This window comes from Rhodococcus sp. AG1013, from assembly GCF_003350365.1.
Lineage (GTDB): Bacteria > Actinomycetota > Actinomycetes > Mycobacteriales > Mycobacteriaceae > Prescottella.
The window spans coordinates 64,887-89,028 of record NZ_QQAT01000024.1; the positions used below are offsets into that span (position 1 = coordinate 64,887).

Below are 24,142 nucleotides of genomic sequence, written 5' to 3' on the forward strand. Positions count from 1 at the left end.
CTTGGGGGGGTGAGGTCAGCGTCCCGAAATGAACTGCTCGCGCAGCGTCGGGTCTGTGGCGATGTCGACGATGGTCCAGGCCATCGCCGTGGCCCCGTCCACGAGCGCACGGTCGGCCGACGGGCCGGCGCAGTGCGCTGCGAACTCGGGCTGATGGTTCACGGATGCTCCGCAGTCGAGAGCGACATTCGGGTGGATCGCGGGGATCACCCGCGACACGTTGCCCATATCGGTCGAGCCGAGCGGCGAATGTGCTTCTTCTACCGGGGCGAATGACCGGCCGAGTCGCACCGCATTTCGCTCGTACAGTCCGGCGAGTGCGGTGTCGTTGCGGAACTCGGAGTAGTCGGGGGAGGTGTGCGAGGTGGTGAGTTCGCACCCTGTGGCGAGTGCGGCGGCCTCGAAGCAGCGTTGTACGCGTTCTTCGAGTGCCTTCAGCGCATCGAGATCGGATGCTCGAATGTAGTAGTGCGCACCGGCTTTCGCAGGAATGATGTTCGGAGCTTCACCACCGTTCGTCACGATGCCGTGGATCTGGTCTCCGGGGCGGAACTGCTGCCGGAGAAGGCCTACGGCGACCTGGGCGAGCGTGACGGCGTCGCCGGCGTTCACCCCCTCGTACGGTGCCGCCGAGGCGTGCGCGTTCCGTCCAGTGAAGTCAACGAGGATGTCGCCGATGGCGAGTGCGTTCGTGTACACCTGGTCGACCGTGGACGGGTGAATCATCATCGCGGCGTGGGTGCCGTCGAACACTCCGGCCTCGAGCATGCGTACCTTGCCGCCCCCGTTCTCCTCGGCGGGGGTTCCGAACACCTTGACCGTGATTCCGAGATCATCGGCGATCGGGGCAAGCCCGGACGCGGCGGCGACTGCCGCCCCCGCGATGACGTTGTGCCCGCACGCATGACCGATACCGGGCAGCGCGTCGTACTCGGCGCAGATGCCGATGACCAGGGGGCCACTGCCGGCGGTGGCCGCGAGCGCAGTGGGCATTCCGGCTACATCGGGGTTCACCGTGAACCCTGCTTCCGACAGCGCGTCGCCGACCCAGTGGGAGGCGCGGACTTCCTCGAAGCCGATCTCCGGATGGGCGTGGATGCGATGACTGAGTTCGACGGCGGACTGCTCGGCTCGCCCGATGTGGTGCCGGACGGCTTCCTTCAGGTCCACGATGTCTCCTTACTGACTAATTGATCAGTCAGAGTATGAGACGCCACTCACACTCGCGTCAATGGATTGCGCGAATAAATCTTGAAACTCGGCACGAGGGCGGGTGCGGAAAGCCGTGGGATCGTGGGCGTTCCGAGTCGTCAGGGGCCCGTGCTCTCGGGGGCGACCGAGCGGTCAGTTTTCGGTTGGGGCTCGACCGCGCCCGACGGCGCCCATCCGGGCGGGCCGAACGTGTAGCCCAGGCGGTCGCGCCACGACGCGGCCGCACGGACGTCGCGGGCGATCGCCGCGTACTCGTGGGTCTGCAGCCTCCATATGTCGTAGGTGCCGACCGGTTTCGTCAGACCGTAGGTGGGGCGCTGCTTCTCGGCCTGGAACGTGCCGAACATGCGGTCCCACACGATGAGGATCCCGCCGTAATTGCGGTCCAGGTATTCGGGATCGCAGCCGTGGTGCACGCGGTGGTGCGACGGGGTGTTGAACACGAACTCGAGCAGTCTCGGCAACTTCCCGACCCGCTCGGTGTGCACGAAGAACTGGTACACCAGATTCACCGAGAACCCGACGAAGATCATCCACGGCGGAATGCCGATCAGCGGCAACGGAATCCACATCAGGATCTCGCCACTGTTGTTCCACTTCTGACGCAGCGCGGTGGAAAAGTTGAAGTACTCGCTCGAATGGTGCGCCTGATGAGTCGCCCAGATCAGCCGGATCCGGTGCGCCATGCGGTGATACGTGTAGTACAGCAGATCGATGCCGACCAGCAGGATCACCCACGTGTACCAGGCGTTCGCCGGCACGTGCCACGGCGCGAGATACACCCAGATCGCGGAGTATCCGATGAGGGCGAGGAACTTCCAGAAGGCCGTCGTCGCGATCGAGACCAGGCCCATCGAGATCGACGCCCGCGCGTCGCGGAACTCGTAGCCCGCGGTAGGCGGGAACGCGCGACCGTCGCGGACGTCGGCGGCCTCGAGCTTGCGGGCCGCGAACCACTCCAGCCCCAGGAAGACGAGGAAGGCCGGTATCGCCAGGGTCACCGGGTCGCCGAGCGGTTCGAGCAGCGAACCCCACGCGGTGGTGAGGGTCTCCCACATGTGTCCTCCAGGCTGTCGCGCACCTGTCGGGAAATCTACCGCGTGGAGTGACCTGGGTCACCGTCCGGTCAGGGATCGGTAGGATTCCCTACCGAGACGGTGGGGATCGACCAGGGGGTGCCAGTGCATATCACCGCGCGAGTCGACTACGCCGTCCGCACGCTCGTCGAACTGGCGGCCGTCGGGCCCACGCCCGCGAAGGCCGAGTTCCTGGCCGGCGCCCAGTCCATTCCCCACAAGTTCCTCGAGGCCGTGCTCGCCGACCTACGTCGCGGCGGCCTCGTCAACAGCCGCCGCGGTCCCGACGGCGGCTACTGGCTGGCCCGACCGGCCGAGGAGATCACCGTCGCCGACGTCATCCGTACCGTCGAGGGGCCGCTGGCGTCGGTGCGTGGCGAGCGCCCCGAGGACGTCACCTACGACGGCCCGGCCGAGCCGCTGCAGCAGGTGTGGATCGCGGTCCGGGTGAACCTACGGTCCGTGCTCGAGGGCGTCACGATCGCCGACGTCGCGGCCGGGGCGCTGCCCGCATTCGTCGACGATCTCACCGCGGATCCCGGGGCGTGGCGGCGGCGCTGAGTCGCCAGGCCACCAGAGATCGTCCCGCGGCTCCGTGCCGGACGGGCGAGTTGTCCGGTCCGGAGCCGCGGTGCAGAGGGACGGGCCGATGCCGCCCATGTCATCGCCGTATCGGCAGCGATGCCGTGGCTCAGGCCGAGAGCCGCACCGGAAGCGTCTTCCACGTTTGCAGCGTGTTGTTCACGCCCCTCTCGGGGACGCCGGCCAATTCGATCGTCTTCACCTTCTCGGCCAGGACGGTCAGGAGCGCTTCCGCCTCGAGCCGCGCGACATGTTGGCCGACGCACTGGTGAAGACCCATCCCGAATCCGAGGTGGCCGGAGGGGTCGCGCGTGAGTGTGAAACGGTCACCGTCCTCCCATCGCCGCGGGTCCGTGTTGCCGGCGCCGATCACGAGCAAGATCTTGCTGTGCTTTCCGAGTTGGACGCCTTCGAGTTCGACAGCCTTCGCCGTTGTGTGGAAGACGAACTGGAGAGGTGACGCCCAGCGGACGGCTTCGTCGAAAGCTCGACGGACCAGCTGGGGTTCGCTGCGCAGTCGCTGCCATTCGTCCGGATGTGTGGCGAAGGCGTGGAGGATGGCGGCGACACCGTGGACGGTGGTGTCGATGCCGGCCGACAGGAGGGAACGAACGACGAGTGGGGCCTGGTCGGCCGTCAGTTCCCCTCGGTCGGATGCCTCCCAGATCCTGGCGCCGAATCCGTCCGGGCTCAGGCTCTCGCGCTCGCAGAGAGTGGCGACCCATTGGGAGAGCTCGGACAGCCGAGCGGCCCCGCGGTGGAAATGCTCGTTCTGGGGCCCGAAGGCATTGAAGACCAGATCGCCGTAGGCGAGGAGGTTGTCCCGGTTCTCGGGTGGAAGACCGACGGCGTCGGGGAAGACCTTCAAGGGAAACGCAGAGGCCAAGTCCTTCATGGCATCGACCTCCGGGCCGCGAGCGAGAACCCGATCGACGACCTCCTCGGCCTCCTCGAGCCAGTGCTCGCGCAGCCGCCGCAGCGCTCTCATGCCGAGTACGTCGGTGAGTACCCTTCGGGGAGCATCGTGCTCGGGAGGGTCGGTCTCCGTCGGATTTGCCTTCGGGCGCCAGGGCTTTTCGGTGTGAAAATTGGCGAGACCCACGCCGGCGCCCACTTGGTAGGTGGGCCAGTCGGCGAACACCTCGCGGATCGTGTCGTAGCGTCCGGTGGCGTACACGCCGTAGGCGTTGAGGTAGACGACCGGCGCGGTCTCCCGGATCTCCTGCTGTACCCGTGATCGGTCGAGGAGATTCTCGAGCGCGAAAGGGTCGATATCCAGTTCTGTAACTGGTGCAAGCTGTGCTGGCATCACATGGTCCGATCTACTGGGTTTACAAGTCGAGGACGAGGCGCTCGGTCTGTGCTCGCGAGACACACGAAATCATGCAGTCGCCCGCCTGTCGGTCGACTTCACTGAGCACGCTGTCACGGTGATCGGGTACTCCGTCGACCACGGTGACCTCGCAGGTTCCGCACGTTCCCTGGCGGCAGGACGAGAGGATTCCGATTCCCGCTCCGGCGAGTGCGTCGAGGGCGCTCACCCCGGGAGGAACATCGATGTCGGTGCCCGATCGGGTGAGTCGGAGTGTGAACGGTCGATCCTGTGACGATTCTGCTGCCGATGCCGTGAACCGCTCTGTGTGCAGTGTGTACGGCGGCAGGTGTCGGCAGGCAGCTTCGACCGCTTCCAGCAGTCCGGCCGGCCCACAGCAGTAGACCTTCGTTCCTGGACCCTCATCGGCCAGGATCGCGTCGAGATCGAGGAGGCCGACCTCGTCCTGGGGCGCAAAGTGCACGTGATCCCCCAATCTCTCGAGATCGTCGAAAAATGCCATCGACTGCCGACTGCGGCCCCCGTACACCAGGCGCCACGGGCGGTCGGTCCGCTCTGCTTGATCGATCATCGGGATCATCGGCGTGATACCGATGCCGCCGGCAATGAACAAGTAGCGGTCGGCGGGAACCAGGGGGAAGTGGTTCCTCGGCCCGCCGTAGCCGAGCACGTCGCCTTCGCGGACGTTCTCGTGAATCCATCGCGACCCACCGCGTCCATCAGGCTCGTTCAGCACAGCGATCCGGTAACGGTATGTATCCCAGCGGTTTCCGCAGAGTGAGTACTGGCGCGACATACCGTTGGGCAGGATCAGATCGATGTGCGATCCGGGTGTCCACGGTGTGAGGCGCCGGCCGAGAGGATCGGCCAGCGTCAGCGACACGACATCGGCGGAAACCTCCTCGCGGGATTCCACGCGCAACGCAGCCAGCGTCGGGCCGGTCAGCAGGGACGCTGAACTGCCGGCACTGCTCACATCGGCCGTGTTCATCGGAAGTCGCCCGTTAGGTCGAATGCCGACAGATCCGGTGTCCGCGTCAGCTGGTAGAACTCGAGCAGTGAGAACGGCCAGACCTGCGTGGCGCGGCCGAATCGGTTGCGGTACCAGGTGTGTACGTCGGCAACCCCCCAGGTGCGGAGACGATTTCCCGCGTCGACCCGGTCACAGAATTCGTCCATCGCTTCGGCGTGCGGCTCGATGTTCTGCTTCCGTGCACGGAGGAGTTCGCCGAGACACTCGACGGTGTACTCGGCCGCACACTCGGCCATGTACAGGGCGCTGCCATTGACGACGACACCGGTGTTCGGGCCCATGAGCATGAAGAGATTCGGAAAGGACGGGACCGTGATACCCATGTACGCCCGTGCGTCGCCGCCCCACGATTCGTGGAGGTCCTTCCCGCCGCGCCCGGTGATGGTGATCGGTTCGAGGTAGTCGGAAGCCCGAAATCCGGTTGCGAAGACGATGACGTCGACCTCGTGCAGGACGCCGTCGACCGTGCGGATCCCCGCCGGAGTGACGGCCTCGATTCCGTCGGTGACGAGATCGACATGCGATTGCATGAGCGTCGTTGCCCACATGCCGTTGTCGCGAAGCATGCGCTTGGCGCCCGGTGGGTACTTCGGCGTCATCTTCTCCAGGAGGTCCGGATGACCCTCGAGCTGTCTGCTGAGGTGGGTCAGCAACTGACGGCGTAGCTCGGCATTGTTTGCCGAGGTGCTGCCCTCTTCTGTCCAGTCGGGATCTGCTTCGACGAAAGGCAGACGCCCTTCTGCGGCAATCCAGAACTGCCAGAAGCGATACCACCGCCCGTAGTGCGGGACATGGCGCAGCAGCCAGGCCATGCCGGCAGGGATATCCGCGAGGTAGCCGGGCGTGGGGAGCATCCACGGGGCATTCCGTTGGAAGACGCTCAGATGCTGCACGGTGCCGGCGATCGAGGGAACGATCTGGTACGCGCTCGCGCCGGTCCCGACCACGGCTACCCTCAGTCCGCTCAGATCCACCGACGTGTCCCACTGCGACGAGTGGAAGCAACGTCCCGCGAACGAGTCGAGCCCGGGGATCTGAGGAATATTGGGCCGATTGAGCTGTCCGACAGCGGTAATCACGGCGTTCACCCGCCGGATTCCGCGGATTCCGTCCGCGGTCTCGGTGGTAACGGTCCAGGTTCCGCTGTCGTCGTCGAACGACAGGGAAGTCACTTCGGTCCCGAACTCGACGTTGGGTCGCAGGTCGAACGTGGTTGCCACGTCCTGCAGATAGGTCTCGATCTCGTCCCGCGTGGAGAACTGCTGCGGCCAGTCGGCTTTCTGCGCGAACGAGTAGCTGTAGGCGAAGTTCGGGGTGTCGAGTCGACAACCGGGGTAGACGTTCTCCCACCAGGTGCCGCCGACCTCGGTGTTCTTCTCGAACACCACGTACTCGATCCCGGCCTGCTGCAGCCGGTGTGCGGCGGCCATGCCGGAGATTCCGGCGCCGATGATAGCCACGCTGAAATCGATGTCGGGGGCAACCTCCGACTTCTTCCAGGCCGGGGCACCGTAGTCGTTCGGGATTCCCAGTTCGTGTCGCAGCAGGGGCAGGTAGTCGTCGCTCGCGTCCTTGGTCAGGAAGCGCATGATGTGTGCGAGAGATTCCTCGGAAGGCTGCGCCGCCGGGACGGATCCTCGGTCACGAAAGGCCTTGAGGGCGTTGGCAGCGACCCTGCGGGCCGACTTCTGGGCCTCGGTGGACATTCCCCCTTGTGGAGCGATCACCGAGTCCATCGGAGGCAGCGGAGGCCGAAGCTCGTCGGCAAGCAACGACGGATCGGCATTCGCCAGTGCCAGGGCGGCAAGTAGAGCCGGAAGTTCCGCACTTTGTACCGCCTGCTCGAGGAAGTCGTCGTCCTCGACGATCGGCAGGCAGGCGTCGTAGTGCCCGGGCCGAGCGACCTCGCGCGGGTGCGCTTCGTCCGTGGTGAAGGTGGTGGGGGTCATTCGAGACCTCCGGTGAGGAAGTCGACGATGAGGCCGGCGGTCTCGGCGGGTGCATCGATGTTGGGTTCGTGCGCGTAGTCGAGTTCCGCTGCGCGTGCCATCGGGGTGAGATCGGCGAGCTTCTTCGACCATCCCGACTCGAGGAGTTCGTCACGCGTGCCCTCGACGAGCAGCACCGGGATCTGTGTCGCGGCCAAGAGATCGAGGAACGGGTCGGCGATCTGGGTTCGCTCGACCGACGGGTTGCTCAGTCGAGGCGCGGCCATCGCTTCCCAGTGCCCGGGAATGAGGCTGTTCTCGAACCGCTGTCGGATGTGCTCGTCCATTCCGTCCAGACTCCGCACCATGTATCCGGTCATTCGGGCGGCATCCTCGAGGCTGGGCGTGTAGTCGGCCAGGGCGGCGATGCCCTCGGGCAGCCGGTACGGTCCGCCCGTTCCGGAGATGCTCACCGCGCGGTCGACCGGCCACGGGCTCGTGGGATCGGTGATTGCGCGCATGACCATCGACCCACCGAAGGAGGCCCCGACGAAGTGAGCCCGGTCCACTCCGAGTTCCTGGCAGAACGCCGCGATGTGCTTCACCCGGGGCGCGAACGGCGGCCGGTCGAGGAAGACCGCCTTGTCGGTTCCACCCCATCCGAGCAGGTCGGGGGCGAGAACGTGGAAACGATCGGTGAGGTGCGGGATCATCTCGGACCAGCACAGTTCGGCGGTGGACCCGAAACCGCCGTCGTGGATCAGGACGATCGTGTCCTTGTCGGGGTTGCCGGCCTCGATGTAGGTGGTGTGGAACCCGTCGGCGATGAGTGACTTCTTCTCGTACATGGTTGGTTTCCGTTCTCTAGCGAAGATCGAGATTTGCAGGGGCCGTCAGTTCTTGACCGAGCCGCCGTCGACACAGATCGTCTGGCCGGTGACGAAGGCCGCACCGGGGCCGAGCAGGAACTTCACCGGGCCGACGATGTCCTCCGGGTATGCCCGTCGCTTGATCGAGCGGCTGGCGATGTTGTTCTCTTCGGTGTGGGCCATGTCCGTGATCATCGGTGTCGCTGTGATGCCCGGGCTGACGACGTTGACCGTGATCTCGTCATCGCCGAGTTCATCTGCCAGGCAGCGCGCGAAGCCGATCACGCCGGCCTTCGACGCGACGTATGCGAAGAGGTTCCTGGCGCCCTTGAACACGGTGCCGGAGGCGAAGAGCACGATCCGCGATCCCCGCGGCATCAGAGGTACGACTGCTTGGGTGATGGCGATCGTTCCCTCGAGGTTTGTGCGCAGGATGCGCTCCCAGGCATCCCGGGGGGTATCGCGGAACGATGACCATTGTCCCATGGCGGCGCAATGGACGAGGTTGTCTATCTCCTGTCCGGCAAGTGATTCGAGGACAGTCGAGATGCCTTCCGACGAGCTGAGGTCTGCCCGGATGTAGAGGTCGGTGAACCCGTCGGCTGGGGGTTCGGCGATATCGATGACGATTGTGCGATGTCCGTCGTTGCGCAGTTCGTCGACGACAGCTCGGCCGATGCCGCTGGCGCCTCCGGTAATGATCGTTGTGGTCATGCGCATGCTTTCTAGTCGATGGTGGCGCGCTCGTCGACGCGCGCGAGGAAGGACGTGATCACCGCATTGAAGTGGGCGGGGTTCTCGATGCACGACAGGTGGCCGGCGCGGGGAACGATCTCATGCTCGGCGTGGGCGATGCCGCCGATGATCTCGGCCGTGCGTTCGCTCGGAATCTTGGCGTCGAGTTCGCCTGTGACAACGAGCGCGGGGCAGGTGATCGAGTCGAGTAGGGGAACCACGTCGGCGCGGAACGTCGCCACCGCAGACGCGAGGTACGACTCGGGGGTCATCGCGGAAATCGCGTCGTAGAGGGCGGCGTAGTCGGAGCTGTCGAGTGGCTGTGTGAGTGTTTGGTCGAGGTACTCCTTTGCGAATGCGGCCATGCCGTTGCGAGTGATCGACTCCGTGGAGCCGTTGACGCGGGCGTCGGCGACGTCGATCGGGAGTCGCGCGAACGAGTTGGCGATGGTGACGCTACGGACCAGGTCGGGGTGCTTTGCGGCAAAGGCGATCGCCTGCAGCCCACCCATGGACAGTCCGACCAGGTGCACGGGACCGCGCTCCTTGACGACCCGGTAGAGGTCATCGGACCAGGCATCGAGGTTGATCGCTCCGGTCTCCGAGGACTTGCCGTGTCCCCGGCTGTCCGGCGTCGACAGATCGTAGTGTGTTGTCAGGGAGCTGATTTGATGGCGCCAGAGCCGGTGGTCCGTGCCGAGGCTGTGCAGCAGAACAACCGTCGGTCGATCGGAGTGGGGTGCGACAGTTTCCGCGAGTTCCATTCTGTCCTTTCCTGATACAGCAGAACGGGGCTCGTCAAGACTTCGCGTTGCGCCTGGACAGGCTTTCGCCTCCGACAGCCCAGCGTTCCGTGGGGACCTGCTGGACCAGTACGTGGACCGCCGCGGGATTCGCCTTGGTGACCGACGTGTAGACCTCGGTCAGGCCCTCCATCAGTGCTTCGATCTGTTCCGCGGTCAGTGGGCTGGCGTGATTGACATTGATGATGGGCATTTCCTGCTCCTGCACTTCGATGGTGACGGTTGGTGAATCGGCCGGTGTCAGGCTCGGTCGTGGGCCGCAGCCACGGCGGCTTCCGAAGGCTCGGCCTGATCGTGCTCGCCGAGGCCGAGATGGCGGGTCTCACGCACGCTGAGTGCCGCCAGGAGGAAGACAATCGCGGCGACCGTGATGGCGATGGCCAGGCGGACCGGGATGTCGCTGACGCTCGGGCTGACGGCCGTCACGATCGCGGGCATGATTCCACCGATCGCGAAGCCGATGTTCCAGCTCAGCCCGGTGCCCGTCGCGCGAATCTCGGTGGGGAAGCGTTCGTTGAGGAAGATCAGTACCGGTGCGGAGCCAGCCATGACGATCACAGCCATCGCGGTCGATATGACGGTGACCAGGGCGATCGAGCCCGAGCTCAGGGATGCGAGCCAGAGGTAGAGCAAGGGTAGAAGTGCGACGTTGGGCACGCCGAACCAGAGGAAGACCGCCCGCCGGCCGATCCGGTCGCTGAGGTGCCCGCCCAGGGCTCCGCCCGCGATGACCCCCACGTTGGCGACGATCAGGATCATGGCCGAGGTCGTCTTGCCGATCCCGAGGTTCGCGCCGAAGAAGGTCGGGAAGAAGCCAACCGTGAGGTAGTACGCGGTTGCTCCGCCCGCGGCGAGGGCGATGTTGAGCAACGTCGTCTTGCGGTAGCGCGGCCCGAAGATGACTCGAAGAGGCGACTTTCGGACTGCCGGTCCCGACGACTTCCCATGCCACAGAGGCGATTCCTCGGTGCGTCGGTAGATGTAGAAGCTGAAGGCCGCAGTCAGAAGGCCGGTGAAGAACATCACGCGCCATCCGTAGACGCCGAAGTCCTCGCTGGGAACGACGGCCGAAACGACGAAGTACACGATCGAAGCGACCACGGCACCGGCCCCGGCGCCGCCGCCGGCGACCAAACCTGACATCAGCCCGCGATGTTCCGGTGCGACAGTTTCGGTTCCGAGCGTGTGGGTCGAAGCGACGACGCCGCCGACGAACACCCCCTGCACGATGCGCAAGGCGAGGAAGAGGATCGGAGCAGCAAATCCGATGGTCGCGTATGTCGGCACCGCTCCCATGCACGCGGTCGACAGCCCGACACCCAGAATCGCGAACATCATCGCTTGCTTGCGCCCGTTGCGATCGGCGTAGGCGCCGAACAGCGCAGAACCGAGCGGGCGGAAGAGGAGAGTCACCGCGAAAGATGCGTAGACGAACGTCAGTTGGAGCGTCGCGTTGTGGGCGGGGAACAGAAGCGGCCCGATAGTAGGGGCGAGGTAGAGGATGATCGTCAGATCGTAGAGATCCATCGCCCATCCGGTGATCGAAGCGATCCCCGCAGAGCGAACCTGCTTTCTGCGGGCACTGTCCTGGAAATTCTCCAAAGCTGCCTCCTGGCCGAGTGGTCGTCACGGCTGTGACGTGATCTGCACCATAGACATGTGGTTCCTTAATGCTCAACGAGCGTTCCGCATTGCGAAACGAATCTTCCGTCGTTGGTTCCGTTATGGTGATTCCATGGTCGAATCGCGCGCAACGGACACGCTCGGCTCCGTCAATCGGGCGCTGTCACTCCTGGAGCTCCTGGCGGAGAACAACGGACTCACTGTCACCCAGCTGGCGGACCGCCTCGGTGTCGGCAAGACGACGGCATTTCGCCTGGCCAAGACGCTTGTCGAGCGTGGATGGGTGGAGAAGGACGACGAGCTGCGATACCGACTGGGGCCAGGATTGCTCAGCCTTGCGCCGGGTCTTCAAGTCGGGCAAGACATTCGGAGCAGGCTCCGGCCGATCATGGATGAACTCCACGACGAGACGCAGGAGACCATTCACCTCACCGTGCTCCAGGGGAGGTACGTCATCTATGTCGAGCAGCTCGTCTCGCCGAAGCCGGTCCACTCGGTGAGCACGCTCGGCAGCCGGTCTCCCGCGCACTGCGTGTCGCCGGGGCTTGCGCAGCTGGCGGCACTGCCCGATGACGCGGTCGACTGGGTTCTGGCGGGTCCGCTGCGCCGATACACCGAACGGTCGCTGACCGACCCGGCGGATGTTCGCAAGGAGCTGCAGCACGTCCGGTCGACCGGATATGCGGTGAATCGGGGAGGCTTTCGGGCAGAGGTCGGCGGCGTCGGGGTGGCTGTCCTCAATGATCGTGGGAAGCCTATCGCGGCTCTCTCGGTCTGCATGCCCATTTATCGGATGCAGACGACGGATTTGGAAGCGGTTGGTGCGCATCTTGTTTCGGCCGCAGCTGATGCCCACCGGGTGCTCGAGGTTTCCCGCTGATACGGGGGGTCGAAGGGTTTGGGGAGTAAGGCATTCCGCATGGCGGAATCAAACTTTCCGTCGAGACGCGCGATCGATGTCGCGGGCTTGCTAGCCTCATGGAATGTCGGATTCTCGCCAAAGTTCCAGTGCTGCAATCGGTCAAGAGTTCAGCCGTCCGGAGGTGGGCCATGTCGAGGGGGAGTCCGCGGGGCGTAGATTCCTCGTGACCGGGGCCGCGTCCGGGATCGGACGCGAGACTGCAATCTTGTTGGGTCTCCGGGGCTCGCGAGTTGTAGTCGTCGATCGCAATCTCGAGAGCGTCTCCAAGGTCTCCGCCGACATCAACGCCTCCGGTGGGGAAGCTGTCGCGCTCGTTGCGGACATCTCGAACGAGGCGGATGTCGAACGCATGATCGCCGATGCGATGTCTGCTTTCGGAGGGCTCGACGGGGCCTTCAACAACGCGGGGATTTCCGCCGCGGGGGCCTACTCGTTCGGTACGGCCCTCGCCGATACGGACGTAGCCGACTTCCGTGAACTCGTCGACGTCAACCTGGTGGGCATGTTTCTCTGCCTCAAGCATGAGCTGCGGCACCTGCGAAGCGGGGCATCGATCGTGAACAACGCCTCGGCCGCCGGTTTGATCGGCGTCTCCAACGGCGCCGCGTATGTCGCGTCCAAGCACGGTGCCGTCGGACTGACAAAGGCTGCGGCACTGGAAGGCTCGAGCAAGGGTATTCGCGTGAATGCCACCTGCCCTGGATTCGTCGAAACGCCGATGCTTCTCGAGAACGCGACGGACGAAGGCAAGCAGGCGAGGCGGGCTATGACTCCGATGGGGCGTCTGGGGCAAGCGTCGGAGATTGCGGAACTGGTCGCATGGTTGCTCTCGCCTGCCTCCTCGTTCGTCACCGGAGCATGCATCCCGGTAGACGGAGGACTTACGGTCGGAGGCTCTCGCTGAGGTTGTCGCGTCGATTCCGAGTACGGACAAGGCCGCCCGAGATGCGCTGCGGCCTGCTGGCGGATTCCTCGCGCAGTCGCATTCGGTAGGTGGAGATCAACTGCGTGCGAGAGATATTCGGTGCGGTCAGACCTGAAGCATGTCCCCCCGTAGCACTCGGGCATGCTCATCGGCACGTTTGGACGTTGGTCAGCGCTTCGAGAGCCGGAACGAGTGCTTTGAACGCGCGTGCCCGGTGTGAACTCCGATATCTGTCCTCGGTGTCCCATTCGGCTACGGTGCGCTCGTGACCGGGCGTTTGGCCGTCCGGGACGAAGATCGAGTCGTACGGGAATCCGTCGTCACCTGCCGGCGTGAGGGCCAGTCGGCCCGACCAGCGTTCCGTGGCAACGTATTCGGCACCGCTGGGGGCGACGAGCGCGAGCGCTGAAGTAAATCGTGCGGTGCGGTGCGGTGCGGCGACGCCTGAGAGTTGGTCGAGTAGCAGATTACGGTTGGCGGTGTGGTCCTTACGGTGTCCCGCCCAGTAGGCCGAGAAGACGCCGGGCGCGCCTCCGAGTACGTCCACACACAATCCGGAATCGTCGGCGACAGCTGGAAGGCCGGAGTGTGCGGCGGCAACGCGTGCTTTGATGAGGGCGTTGTCGCGGAAACTGAGTCCGTCCTCGTCCGGCTCGGGACCGTCGTAGGAGGCCGGCGTCCAGCCCGGCAGCATCGACTCTGCGATGAATCGGTACTCGGCGACTTTGGTTGCGTTGTGGGTCGCGAGAACGAACGTGTTGTGTGTGGCCATGCTCGACCTCCGGTGGCGGACAAAGGGTCTGGATATGCATCAGGTGTGTCGCACGGCGGGTTCGAGCCCACTGTGCGGTATCCCGTCGAGGTGGGTGCAGGATTCGAACCTGCATGCGCGGTGTTGTGCACCGCTACCTGGCCATTCGGCCACCCCACCGTGTGTGCCGACGTTTCCGTCGGCACAGCGCCGACTCATTCGTGCCCGTTCAGTGCTTCCTCGATCACTGTGAGCGCGTACTGGAGGAGATCGTCGGTGACGTCGAGGGTCGGCAGGAACCTGATGACGTTGCCGTCGCTGCCCGCGATGATCAGGACCACGCCCCGCCGGGCCGCGTGCTCGCTGATCGCAGCGGCGCTCCCGGGCAACGGTCGAGTCGTTCCAGCCTGCGTCAGCTCGAAGGCGATCATCGCACCGTGCCCCCGGACATCGCCGATGACGGGATAGGTTTCGGCAATTCGCCGTAGCCCACTGGTGAGGGTGTTGCCGATCCGGCGTGCGGCGGCGAACTGTTCCTCGTCTTCCAGAAAGTCGAGAACGGCGTGCGCGGCGGCGATCGAGACGGGGTTGCCGCCGAAGGTCCCGCCGAGGCCGCCGGGTGCGGCGGCATCCATGATCTCCGCTCGTCCGGTGACCCCGGCCAGGGGTAGACCGGCGGCGATCTGCTTGGCGGTGAGCACCACGTCCGGTACGAGGCCGAACAGTTCGCTGGCGAACCAGGTCCCGGTCCGTCCGAGCCCGCACTGGATTTCGTCGGCGACGAGAACGACGCCGTTTCGGTTGGCCCATTCTTGCAGGGCCGGTAGGTATCCGTCTGCGGGCACGATGAATCCGCCCTCGCCCTGGATGGGTTCGACGACGAGCGCGGCGAGGTCGGCGGAGCCTACGCGCTCTTCCAGGTATGCGATCGTCCGTGCTGCAGCCTGCTGGCCCGTGAGCCCGTCCCGGAACGGATAGGAGTTCGGTACCCGGTGGACATCGGGTGCGAACGGCCCGAAACCGGTCGCGTACGGGACCGCCCGGTGGTTCATCGCGAGAGTTAGATTGGTGCGGCCGTGGAACCCGTGGTCCAAGGACGCAACTGCGCGCCGACCCGTGTACGCCCGGGCGACCTTCACGGCGTTCTCGACCGCTTCGGCACCGGAGTTGACGAACATGGTCTTCTTCGCGTGCGCCCCGGGGGTCTTCGCGGACAGACGTTCGGCCAGGCGCACGTAACCCTCGTAGGGCGTGATGCCGAACAGCGTGTGGGTGACCCGGTGCAGTTGCGCAGACGCCGCATCGATGATGCTCTGCTGGTGGTGGCCGACCATGTTGACGCCTGCGCCGCAACCCAAGTCCAGAAACCGGTTGCCATCGACGTCGATGAGCCACGGGCCTTCGGCGTGATCGATGTAGATTGGCAGCGCGCTGCCAATTCCGCGCGGCACGGCCGCCGTCTTGCGGCTGTGGAGCTCGCGACTCTTCGGCCCTGGAACCTCGGTGACCAGTGCAGGTCCAGTTGAGGTGGATGCGGCTGGAAGTGTTTCGGTCATCTGCGTTCTTTCTTGTCTCGGTTCGGTTTTTGGGAGTCGTCACACCGCGCGGCGGTGTGGGTCTTGCCGGTAGTCGCTGAGGAACCGGGCGAAACGTTCCAGGGCGTCGGCGAGAACTGGAGTACGGGGAAGAAAGGCGATGCGCAGGTGGTCGGGGCGTGCCCAGTTGAACGCGCGACCGTGGACGAGGAGGACGTGCTCGGCGTCGAGGAAGTCGAGCACGAGTTGTTCGTCGTCCACGATCCCGTAGACGTCGGGGTCGATGCGGGGGAAGACGTACAGACCGCCCCCGGGCTCGTGACAGGTCACTCCGGGGATGTCCTGCAGCAGTCCGACAGTCAGAGCGCGTTGCTCGAAGAGTCGGCCTCCCGGCATCCGGAGCGCGGCGATCGTGTCGTCGTGCTGCAACGCCGCGGTGATCGCGTGCTGCGCGGGAACGGAGGCACACATACGCATCGACGCGAGCAGGCGAAGTCCTGCGAGGTACCCGTCGTCGGGACTGAACCCGGTAGCGATAACCCACCCGGCCCGGTAGCCGGCCACACGCGAGGTCTTGGACAGCCCCGAGAAGGTGATGCAGGGATGCGTCGGCGCAACCTGCGCAGTGCTGACGTGGACGTGCCCCGGGTAGACGATCCGGTCGTAGATCTCGTCGGAGAGCAGGAGGAGCCCGTGCCGATCTGCGACAGCGGCGATCTCCTCGAGTGTGCGCCGTGAGTACACCGCGCCGGTGGGGTTGTTGGGGTTGATGACGACGATCGCCCGGGTGCGGGGCGTCACCATGCGCCCCAATTCCTCTGTGTCCGGACTCCATCCGTTGTCTTCGTCGCACGGGTAGTGCCGGGGTACCCCACCGGCGAGCACGGTCGACGCCGTCCACAAGGGGTAGTCCGGAGACGGGATGAGGACTTCGTCACCGGGTTCGAGGAGAGCCTGCAGGGTGAGGGTTACCAACTCGGAGACGCCGTTGCCGATGAGGATGTCGTCGATACCCGCGGCCGGGAACCCGGGCCGCGCAGCGTAGTGGTCCCGGATCGCTTCGCGGGCGGAGCCGAGTCCTTGCGACTCGGAGTAGCCGTGCGCGTGCGGAAGCGCCTCCCGGAGCGCGTCGACCACGACCTCGGGAGCCTCGAATCCGAACGGGGCCGGGTTCCCGATGTTCAGGCGCAGGATCTCCTGCCCGCGCCGCTCCAGTTCGACGGCGCGTTCGTGTACGGGTCCGCGGAGGTCGTAGAGGACTCCGTTCAGCCTCGACGACGAGTTCACGATCACGGGCTTCTCGGCCGGCGTCACGTGGGTTGTCACAGTCCTGCTCCTGTAGTGAGTGCGGCCGTCGTGGCCTTGGTGAGAGCATCGGCGAGCCGCCGGCCTGCCCTGGTCCGATCAACAGGACCAGGGCAAGCCAATGGATCGACTCGTCTTGCCGCCGCCGCCCCGTGCCACCGCCCAGAGACCTCTGGCGGCAGCGGGTTCATGTTGCAGTGCTCACTTCGCGGAGGGTTCGGCCTCGTAGGTAACCCAGCTCGTTCGCGTGGCGAGGGTGTTGTAGAGCGCCTGGGCTTGATGGTTGTCGTCGGCGGTCACCCACTGCACCACGGCGCGGCCCTCGGCGGTGGCCATCTCGGTCAGACGCCCGATCAGTGCACGTCCGACGCCCCGGCCTCGGGCCGCGGGGTCGGTGAACAGGTCGTCGAGGAAGAGGCCGGTGGTTCCGGTGTAGGGCGAGGAGAACCGGCGATGGTGTGCGAACCCGAGGATCTCGCCGTCCGCTTCCGCAACGAGAGCCTTGCATTCGTGTCGGGGATCCATGAACCATCCCCATGCGCGGGAGACGATGTCCTCGGATTCGGGCAGCTTGTAGAACTCGCGGTACTCGCGGAAGAGGACACGCCAGCGACTCTCATCGGTGGCGTCGAGCGGCCGGATCGTCGGAAGGGTGGTCGTTGCCATGGTGGCTCCTATCGGTGTTCGAAGGTCTCGGCAGAGCTGTACTGCCACTTACTGTCTGAGCGTTTTCTGCCCGCGAGGATTGAAGATTCGATGCGGGATGCGCGGCGCGCGGGCCTCGGTCATGTGATCACCGCGTTCTCCTTTCCTGATTCGCCTGTTCGGGTTCGTGGTCGGCGTGGGGCCAGGAGGAGATACACGGCGCTGCCCGCGACGAGGCCCCAGAACGCGGCACCGACGCCGAAGAACACGACGCCCGACATGGTGACCGCGAGCGTGGTGAGGGCCGCGATCCCGGTGCGGGCATCGCCGCCCATCGCGCCCTCGAGTGCGGTGAGCGCTGATCCGAGCAGCGCGACGGCGGCAAGTACCGAAACCGTTTCGGTCGGGATCGCCTGGAACCCGGCCACAAGCACGCCCCCGAACGAGCCGACCAGCAAGTAGGTGAGGCCGCCCGAGAGGCCCGCGATGTAGCGCTTTGCGCGATCCGGGTGCGACTCGGGGCCGAGCGCGATTGCCGCCGTGATCGCGCCGAGGTTGATGCCGTGGCAGCCGAAGGGCGCGAGGACCGCCGAAACCGTCGAGATGGCACCGACGACCAGGCGGTCGTTCGGCTCGTACCCCTGCGAGTGGAGCAGTGCGAGGCCCGGTGCGTTCTGTGAGGCCATCGTGACGATGAACAGTGGCAGCGCGATGCTCACGAGTGCGGCCGGGGTGAACGCCGGCATCGTGAACACAGGGCCGCCGAGCTCGAGCGACGGCGCGACCTCGCGGAAGGATCCGGTCGCCCAGGTCACCGCAATCCCGGCGACGAGTCCGGCGAGCACTGCGTATCGGTCGAAGAAGCGCTTGCCGAGAAAGAATGCGACGACGATGCTCCCCGCAATCAGCGGCGCGCTCGTGAAGGCGCCCGCCGCGGTCACGACGAAGGGCAGCAGGATCCCGGCGAGCAGCGCCTGCAGCACCGGGCCGGGCACCCTGGCGAGTATCCAGCCGAACCAGCCCGTGTACCCGACCACTGCAGCGGCGACCGAGGCGACGAGGAACGCGCCGACTGCCTCGGCGAACGAGAAGCCGCCGAGCGAGGCGATCAGCAGCGCCGCTCCGGGTGTCGACCAAGCGACGATCACGGGGATACGGGTGAAGAGGCTCAGCGCGATGCTGCACACACCGTTGCCGATCGACACCGCCCAGACCCAGGACGCGGTCTGCGCCTCGTTCAGACCTGCCGCGCGGGTGGCCTCGAGCACGATCAGGAACGGGCCGGCGAAGTTGATGAGCGCAGAGAGGAAGCCCGCGACGACCGCGGACACCGAGACATCCCGCAGAACGGAGGAAGCCCGACTCATCGGTGCGCCACCGAGATTGCTGACTTCACGCCCGGCCGATAGCGTAACAATATTGCGGAAACTAGAGTAACGTTATTCACTAGTGTCATGTCGAATGATAACAGGTCCTCGGAGATTGCGGCACGCCTCCGCCAGCGGATCGCGACGATGGGTACGGGGGAGAAGCTGCCGGGCGTCCGAGAACTCTCCGTGGAGTTCCAGGCAAGTGCGGCCACCATCTCGGCAGCTCTTTCGGAACTGAGCGCATTCGGGCTGGTCCGGGCTGAGCCCGGACGGGGAACGTTCGTGGCGGGCCACGAACGACTTCCGGAACCGGACTTTTCCTGGCAGTCTCAGGCGCTTGGCCGCGCCAGAGTGGACGCCGACCGGGCCGCTCGTCTGGGCGGCTACGGTACTCCCGAGCACATCCCGCTCTCCTGGGGATACCTTGCCCCCGAACTACTGCCGAACGAGGAACTGCATCGCATCGGCTCGCGTGCGGCAAAGAGCGGTCGTGCCTGGATGATGACACCGCCAGCGGGATCGCCGGAACTGCGGCGCATCCTCGCCTCCGAATACCGCGCCGACCCGAACGACGTGCTTGTGGTCTCCGGCGGGCAGCAGGGCCTCGTCTTCGCAATGCGCACACTCGCCGAGCCCGGGTCGGCGGTCATCACCGAGAGTCCGAGCTATCCGGGCGCGATCCTCGCTGCGCAGAGCGCAGGCCTCAACCTCTCGTCGGTACCCGCCGACGCCGACGGGATCCAGGTCGACCGCCTCGCCGACGAACTCGAACGCACGCGAGCGCGAGTGGTCTACCTCCAGCCGAGCTACGCGAATCCCACCGGCGCGGTCTTGAGTTCGGAGCGCCGGAAGCAGGTGCTCGAACTCGCCGCCCGACACGGTGCGTTCATTATCGAGGACGACTGGGCCAGACATCTCGGCATCGACGGACAGGCCCCACCCCCACTCTTCACCGAAGACCCTCACGGACACGTCGTGTCGATCCTCACCCTGTCGAAGCCTGCCTCCCCAGGCCTCAGGCTCGGCGCGGTCATCGCGCGCGGTCCGGCAGGCGAGCGGCTCCGGGCCGCGCGCACCGCCGACGACCTCTGCGTCGCGCCGCTGGTGCAGGAAATCGCCTGCGGTCTCCTGACCTCGAATGTGTGGCCCCGGCACCTGAAGCGCCTGCGCGCCGAGCTCGCGACGCGACGCGACGCACTTGCCTCCGCGATTCGTGCCACGACGCCCGGCATCCGCATTCCGTGCGTCCCGCGCGGTGGCATTCACCTCTGGGCCAGGCTTCCCCAGGGCGCAGATACCCGCGAGGTCTGCGCCGCCGCATACGCGGCCGGGGTGCTCATAGGAGACGGGCGTCACTTCTTCGTGGACGAACCACCCGCACCGTTCCTGCGCCTCTCCTACGGGGCCGCAACTGAAGCCCAGATCGCCGAAGGCGTCAGGCGACTCTCCGAAATCCTCCAGCGGTGAGGGTCGTCGGTACGACCGGCAAGACGTCCGCCGTCAGCTCCCTGCCGGGCGGGCGCTCGGGGTGAGCGCTGCCCGCATCTGCATGTACTGGAAGAGCCCCGGCCGCCCCGACACCTCCTCGTAGGCGCGCATCCAGTCGTCGATGAACCGCGGACGGTCGTCGGGGTCCAGTCGGTGTGTCCAGGCGTCGGCGCCGGTGGTGCACCACTGTGCGAACGCTTCCCTGGTGCCGAAGTCCCAGGTGACGTCGTGGACCGACAGATCGGTCACGCGCAGGCCCGCGGACGCCGCGAGTTCCGGGTAGTCATCGGGCTCGACGTGGACGAACGGTGGCGTGAATGCGGCGAACCGGTCCACCCATCGGGGCGTACCCGCGACCTCCATCGCGATGGTCTCGAGGCTCACGCGGTCACCCGCGCACACCACCTGGATCAGGACCCGCGCGCCCGGCCGCGCGGCGTCGGCGATCGACGCCAGCGCCTGCTGCTGTTCGGGCACCCAGTGCAGCGCGTTGAAGGACACCACGACGTCGAATCGATCCCGGAACGGCAGTCGTCGCGCGTCCGCGACCATGAACCGCACCCGGGGATCCGTCTCGCCCGACGCGGCCTTCTCGATCATCCGCGGCGACGCGTCGACGCCGATCGCGTAGCCGTCGGTGAGTCGGTCCGCGAGCATGCGGGTGACGAACCCGTCGCCGCAGCCGACGTCGAGCACGCGACCGTGTGGATCCAGGTCGAGTCCGTCGAGCGCACGGGTCGCCATCGTCCGCTGCAGTTCGCTCGCCTGTGCGTACTGTTCGCCGTCCCAATCGGGCATCGTCGCCGCCGTTTCCGAGGTGCGCGGGTTGTGGGATCAGCGTAGGCCGCGAACGCGCGCGACGTGACCCCGATCACTCTCCTTGTATGGGTGTGCGGAAGCCCACAAAAGTGCACTCCACTGCAACATTGCAGAGCTCTGCAACTTCGGTACCTTCGAAGGGGTGAGTGAAGCACTCGGTCTGCGGGACCGGAAGAAGGCGGCGACGCGCATCGCGCTCAGTGAGGCCGCCGCGCGCCTCGCCAAGGGGCGGGGTATCGAACTCGTCACCGCCGACATGATCGCCTCCGAAGCCGGCGTGTCCACGCGCACGTTCCACAACTACTTCTCCAGCAAGGAGGAGGCCGTCCTGCACCACCTCGAGGCCTCGGTCTACGAGTGGGCGGACTGGCTCCGAGAACGGCCCGCGTCCGAGCCGATCCTCGATTCCCTCGAACACGTCGTGGTCCGGGCCGTCACCGATCCGGAGCACGACATCGAGGAGATGCAGGCGCTGGCCGAGCTCATCGACGCCAGCCCCACGCTGCTGGCGAAGAAACTCGAGATGCACCTCCGGGTCACCCCGGTGCTCGCCGACGTCATCGCCGAGCGCACCGGCACCGACAGCGCCACCGATCTGTATCCCAACCTGCTGCACATGGTCGTCGGTGCAGCCTGCAAGGCATCGATGGACCTGTGGATGAGCGGTCGAGCGTCCGCCGCGAACCCCGAAGAAGTCGTCCGAGCGGCATTCGACCAACTGCGGCGAGGCCTCGCCGTGCCCGCTCGCTAGACCCCACCCGATCAAGAAGGAGCCACCATGGCCACCTATCTCTATCGGATCGGCAGATTCGCCTACCGGCGAAAAGGCACGGTCCTCTCCATCTGGCTGGCCATCCTGGTTCTGATGGGTGTCGGCGCCGCGACGCTGTCGGGTCCGACCAAGGACTCGTTCTCCATCCCGGGCACCCCGGCGCAGCAGGCGCAGGACCTGATGTCCGAGCGCTTCGGTGACCAGGGCAGCGGGATGGACTCGCTCTCGGCCCGCTACGTGTTCGCGGCCCCGGACGGTCAGACCCTCGATACCCCGGCGAACCAGGCCGCGATGGACGAGGTGCTCGCGAAGGTCCGCGGCATCGACAAGGTCAGCGCGGCCGCCAAGGCCGACCCGACCGCGGGGACGCCAGGGGCCCTGGTCAACCCGGTGACCGCCGACGCCGGTCTCGCGCAGATGGCCAAGGCCGGCGCCGCGGAGCAGGGCATCCCCGAGGACGTCGCGGTCTCGAACGCCCAGGCACTGTCGCCGCTCAGTGAGAATCGCACCGTCGGCTACGTCGAGGTCCCGTTCGACGGCGAGTACAGCGACATGGACCAGGCGACGCGCGACCAGATCAAGGAGGCCGCCGACATCGGTCGGGGCGCCGGCCTCGACGTCCAGGTCAGCGGCTCCGCCGCGATGGAGGCCGAGATGCCCGGCGGCATCACCGAGCTGATCGGTATCGCCGTCGCCGCCATCGTCCTCGTCATCACGTTCGGCTCGCTGGTGGCCGCGGGCCTGCCGCTGATCACCGCGATCATCGGCATCATGATCGGCAGCCTCGGCATCACCGTCGCGACCGGTTTCATGGACCTCAGCTCGATGACCCCGACGCTCGCGGTCATGATCGGCCTGGCCGTCGCGATCGACTACTCGCTGTTCATCGTCTCGCGCTTCAAACACGAACTCGAGCTCACCGACGACCGCTCCGAGGCCGCGGGCCGCGCGGTCGGCACCGCCGGTTCGGCCGTCGTGTTCGCGGGCCTGACAGTCATCATCGCGCTCGTCGCGCTGCGCGTCGTCGGCATCCCCTTCCTGTCCGACATGGGCGCCGCGGCCGCATCGACGGTGTTCATCGCGGTCCTCATCGCACTGACCCTGCTGCCGGCGATCCTCGGCCTGTTCGGGCGCAAGGCGTTCGCCGGCCGCGTCCCCGGTCTGGGTCAGCGAGACGCCGAGGGCGACGACGGCAAGAAGACGTTCTCGAAGCGCTACAGCCGTGCGGTGGTCCGCCGACCGGCGATCGGTGTGATCATCGGCGTCGTGCTGCTGGGTGTGCTCGCGATTCCCGCGGCGAAGCTCGAACTGGCGCTGCCCAACGAGGGCAGCGGTGACCCGGCGACCAGCGCCCGCCAGGCCTACGACCTGGTGAACGAGGGCTTCGGGCCCGGCAAGAACGGACCCCTGCTGGTCGTCGTGGATGCGCAGGACGCGACCGTCCCGGCGGGTGAGGCGTTCGGTGACGTCGTCGCGAAGATCTCCGAACAGCCCGACGTGCTCAATGCGCAGGTTGTCGGCGCCAACGAGGCGGGCGATACCGCGCAGATCCTGGTGACCCCGCGCAGCGGCCCGAGCGATCCGTCGACGATGGACCTGGTCGCCGACATCCGCGCGGCCGAGTCCGACCTGCACGACTCGATCGGCATCAACTACGGCGTCACCGGCCAGACGGCACTCGAGGGTGACATCTCCGAGCGCCTGCTGGACGCGCTGGTGCCGTACCTCGCGGTGGTCGTCGGACTCGCGTTCGTGCTGCTGATGCTGGTGTTCCGTTCGATTCTGGTGCCGCTGACCGCGACCCTGGGCTTCCTGCTCAGCGTCGCCGCCACGTTCGGTGCCACCGTCGCGGTGTTCCAGGAGGGCTGGGGCGGACTGGCCGCCAACCCGCAGCCCATCGTCAGCTTCATGCCGATCTTCCTGATCGGTGTGGTGTTCGGCCTCGCGATGGACTACCAGGTGTTCCTGGTGACGCGCATGCGCGAGGAGTACGTGCACGGCGCGTCCGCGAAGGACGCGGTCGCGATCGGGTTCAACCACGGTGCCCGCGTCGTGACGGCGGCGGCGATCATCATGATCTCCGTGTTCGCGGCGTTCATCGCGGAACCGAACTCGTTCATCAAGTCGATGGGCTTCGCGCTCGCCGCGGCGGTGTTCTTCGACGCCTTCGTCGTCCGCATGCTCGTCATCCCGTCGGTGATGGCGCTGCTGGGGGACAAGGCGTGGTGGCTGCCGAAGTGGCTCGACAAGATCCTGCCGAACGTCGACATCGAGGGCGAGAAGTTGGCCCGTGCACTCCCGCAGGAGGGACGCGAGCGCGAGGACGTGCCCGTCTCCTGACCACCTCCTGACAGTTTCGTGAACGGGGAGGGATCGGTCCCGGCAGTCCGGCCCGATCCCTCCCTTTTTCACCCTT

At 66.2% G+C, this 24,142-nt stretch carries 22 protein-coding genes and 1 tRNA gene; 6 read left to right on the forward strand and 17 right to left on the reverse strand.

The annotated features are described in order from the left end of the window. Positions 1–15 precede the first annotated feature (15 nt). Positions 16–1,164 carry a M20 family metallopeptidase gene (locus tag DEU38_RS23775; RefSeq protein ID WP_114723878.1) on the reverse strand — a complete coding sequence of 383 codons (1,149 nt, stop codon included), beginning with the start codon at positions 1,162–1,164 and terminating at the stop codon, positions 16–18. A 146-nt stretch (positions 1,165–1,310) separates the two neighbouring features. After that, positions 1,311–2,270 carry a sterol desaturase family protein gene (locus DEU38_RS23780; RefSeq protein ID WP_114723842.1) on the reverse strand — a complete coding sequence of 320 codons (960 nt, stop codon included), beginning with the start codon at positions 2,268–2,270 and terminating at the stop codon, positions 1,311–1,313. A 123-nt stretch (positions 2,271–2,393) separates the two neighbouring features. Here DEU38_RS23780 and DEU38_RS23785 point away from each other — a divergent pair, with 123 nt between their 5' ends. Next, positions 2,394–2,849 (forward strand): Rrf2 family transcriptional regulator, encoded by a 456-nt coding sequence (locus DEU38_RS23785; protein WP_114723843.1) that lies wholly within the window; start codon positions 2,394–2,396, stop codon positions 2,847–2,849. Between the two features lie 130 nt (positions 2,850–2,979). Here DEU38_RS23785 and DEU38_RS23790 read toward each other — a convergent pair whose 3' ends face one another. From DEU38_RS23790 to DEU38_RS23825, 8 genes are read right to left on the reverse strand one after another with little or no spacing between them, the layout of a single operon-like run. After that, positions 2,980–4,179, reverse strand: coding sequence for a cytochrome P450 (locus tag DEU38_RS23790; RefSeq protein WP_114723844.1), 1,200 nt, complete (start codon positions 4,177–4,179; stop codon positions 2,980–2,982). 22 nt (positions 4,180–4,201) lie between these two features. Further along, on the reverse strand, positions 4,202–5,194 hold the full coding sequence (locus DEU38_RS23795) for a PDR/VanB family oxidoreductase (protein WP_114723845.1): 993 nt from the start codon (positions 5,192–5,194) through the stop codon (positions 4,202–4,204). Then, positions 5,191–7,185, reverse strand: a complete 1,995-nt coding sequence (locus DEU38_RS23800) for an NAD(P)/FAD-dependent oxidoreductase (RefSeq protein ID WP_114723846.1) — start codon at positions 7,183–7,185, stop codon at positions 5,191–5,193. Before DEU38_RS23800 ends, DEU38_RS23795 begins: the two co-directional genes overlap by 4 nt. Continuing rightward, on the reverse strand, positions 7,182–8,012 hold the full coding sequence (locus tag DEU38_RS23805; RefSeq protein ID WP_114723847.1) for an alpha/beta fold hydrolase: 831 nt from the start codon (positions 8,010–8,012) through the stop codon (positions 7,182–7,184). The genes DEU38_RS23800 and DEU38_RS23805 overlap by 4 nt, the downstream gene beginning before the upstream one ends. A gap of 45 nt (positions 8,013–8,057) precedes the next feature. Then, a complete protein-coding gene (locus DEU38_RS23810; protein ID WP_220181963.1) occupies positions 8,058–8,840 on the reverse strand; it encodes an SDR family NAD(P)-dependent oxidoreductase in 783 nt (260 codons plus the stop codon). Beyond that, complete coding sequence (locus DEU38_RS23815; protein WP_114723849.1) at positions 8,759–9,532, reverse strand: alpha/beta fold hydrolase; 774 nt, start codon at positions 9,530–9,532, stop codon at positions 8,759–8,761. Before DEU38_RS23815 ends, DEU38_RS23810 begins: the two co-directional genes overlap by 82 nt. A 34-nt stretch (positions 9,533–9,566) precedes the next feature. Then, positions 9,567–9,764, reverse strand: coding sequence for a tautomerase family protein (locus DEU38_RS23820; RefSeq protein ID WP_114723850.1), 198 nt, complete (start codon positions 9,762–9,764; stop codon positions 9,567–9,569). A 47-nt stretch (positions 9,765–9,811) separates the two neighbouring features. Continuing rightward, positions 9,812–11,098, reverse strand: a complete 1,287-nt coding sequence (locus tag DEU38_RS23825; RefSeq protein ID WP_114723851.1) for an MFS transporter — start codon at positions 11,096–11,098, stop codon at positions 9,812–9,814. A 10-nt stretch (positions 11,099–11,108) separates the two neighbouring features. Here DEU38_RS23825 and DEU38_RS23830 point away from each other — a divergent pair, with 10 nt between their 5' ends. Both DEU38_RS23830 and DEU38_RS23835 read left to right on the forward strand, forming a co-directional pair. Continuing rightward, entirely contained in the window at positions 11,109–12,074 is a 966-nt protein-coding gene (locus tag DEU38_RS23830) for an IclR family transcriptional regulator (RefSeq protein WP_147283582.1), read from the forward strand. A 205-nt stretch (positions 12,075–12,279) separates the two neighbouring features. Beyond that, positions 12,280–13,020, forward strand: coding sequence for an SDR family NAD(P)-dependent oxidoreductase (locus DEU38_RS23835; RefSeq protein ID WP_181818922.1), 741 nt, complete (start codon positions 12,280–12,282; stop codon positions 13,018–13,020). Positions 13,021–13,186: 166 nt separating this feature from the next. Here the strand turns inward: DEU38_RS23835 and DEU38_RS23840 are convergent, their stop codons facing one another. The 6 genes from DEU38_RS23840 to DEU38_RS23860 all read right to left on the reverse strand — a co-directional run bounded on the left by DEU38_RS23840 (position 13,187) and on the right by DEU38_RS23860 (position 18,644). Continuing rightward, a complete protein-coding gene (locus tag DEU38_RS23840) occupies positions 13,187–13,813 on the reverse strand; it encodes a non-canonical purine NTP pyrophosphatase (protein ID WP_114723854.1) in 627 nt (208 codons plus the stop codon). A gap of 88 nt (positions 13,814–13,901) precedes the next feature. Then, positions 13,902–13,972: transfer RNA gene (locus DEU38_RS28705), tRNA-Cys, on the reverse strand. A gap of 35 nt (positions 13,973–14,007) precedes the next feature. Next, positions 14,008–15,348 (reverse strand): aminotransferase class III-fold pyridoxal phosphate-dependent enzyme, encoded by a 1,341-nt coding sequence (locus DEU38_RS23845; protein ID WP_114723855.1) that lies wholly within the window; start codon positions 15,346–15,348, stop codon positions 14,008–14,010. Between the two features lie 39 nt (positions 15,349–15,387). Continuing rightward, on the reverse strand, positions 15,388–16,653 hold the full coding sequence (locus tag DEU38_RS23850) for a pyridoxal phosphate-dependent aminotransferase (RefSeq protein ID WP_258558127.1): 1,266 nt from the start codon (positions 16,651–16,653) through the stop codon (positions 15,388–15,390). A 180-nt stretch (positions 16,654–16,833) separates the two neighbouring features. Next, entirely contained in the window at positions 16,834–17,298 is a 465-nt protein-coding gene (locus DEU38_RS23855; protein WP_114723856.1) for a GNAT family N-acetyltransferase, read from the reverse strand. A 119-nt stretch (positions 17,299–17,417) separates the two neighbouring features. After that, positions 17,418–18,644: a benzoate/H(+) symporter BenE family transporter gene (locus DEU38_RS23860; RefSeq protein WP_114723857.1), complete on the reverse strand. Its 1,227-nt coding sequence runs from the start codon at positions 18,642–18,644 to the stop codon at positions 17,418–17,420. A gap of 87 nt (positions 18,645–18,731) precedes the next feature. Between DEU38_RS23860 and DEU38_RS23865 the strand changes: the two genes are divergently transcribed. Next, a complete protein-coding gene (locus tag DEU38_RS23865; protein ID WP_114723858.1) occupies positions 18,732–20,114 on the forward strand; it encodes a PLP-dependent aminotransferase family protein in 1,383 nt (460 codons plus the stop codon). A 33-nt stretch (positions 20,115–20,147) separates the two neighbouring features. On the opposite strand, the gene DEU38_RS23870 is transcribed toward DEU38_RS23865, so the two are convergent. Further along, positions 20,148–20,933: a trans-aconitate 2-methyltransferase gene (locus tag DEU38_RS23870; protein ID WP_114723859.1), complete on the reverse strand. Its 786-nt coding sequence runs from the start codon at positions 20,931–20,933 to the stop codon at positions 20,148–20,150. Between the two features lie 163 nt (positions 20,934–21,096). On the opposite strand from DEU38_RS23870, the gene DEU38_RS23875 reads away from it, so the two are divergent. Both DEU38_RS23875 and DEU38_RS23880 read left to right on the forward strand, forming a co-directional pair. Next, positions 21,097–21,705 (forward strand): TetR/AcrR family transcriptional regulator, encoded by a 609-nt coding sequence (locus tag DEU38_RS23875; RefSeq protein ID WP_114723860.1) that lies wholly within the window; start codon positions 21,097–21,099, stop codon positions 21,703–21,705. 27 nt (positions 21,706–21,732) lie between these two features. Further along, a complete protein-coding gene (locus DEU38_RS23880) occupies positions 21,733–24,066 on the forward strand; it encodes an MMPL family transporter (protein WP_114723861.1) in 2,334 nt (777 codons plus the stop codon). Positions 24,067–24,142: the final 76 nt, after the last annotated feature.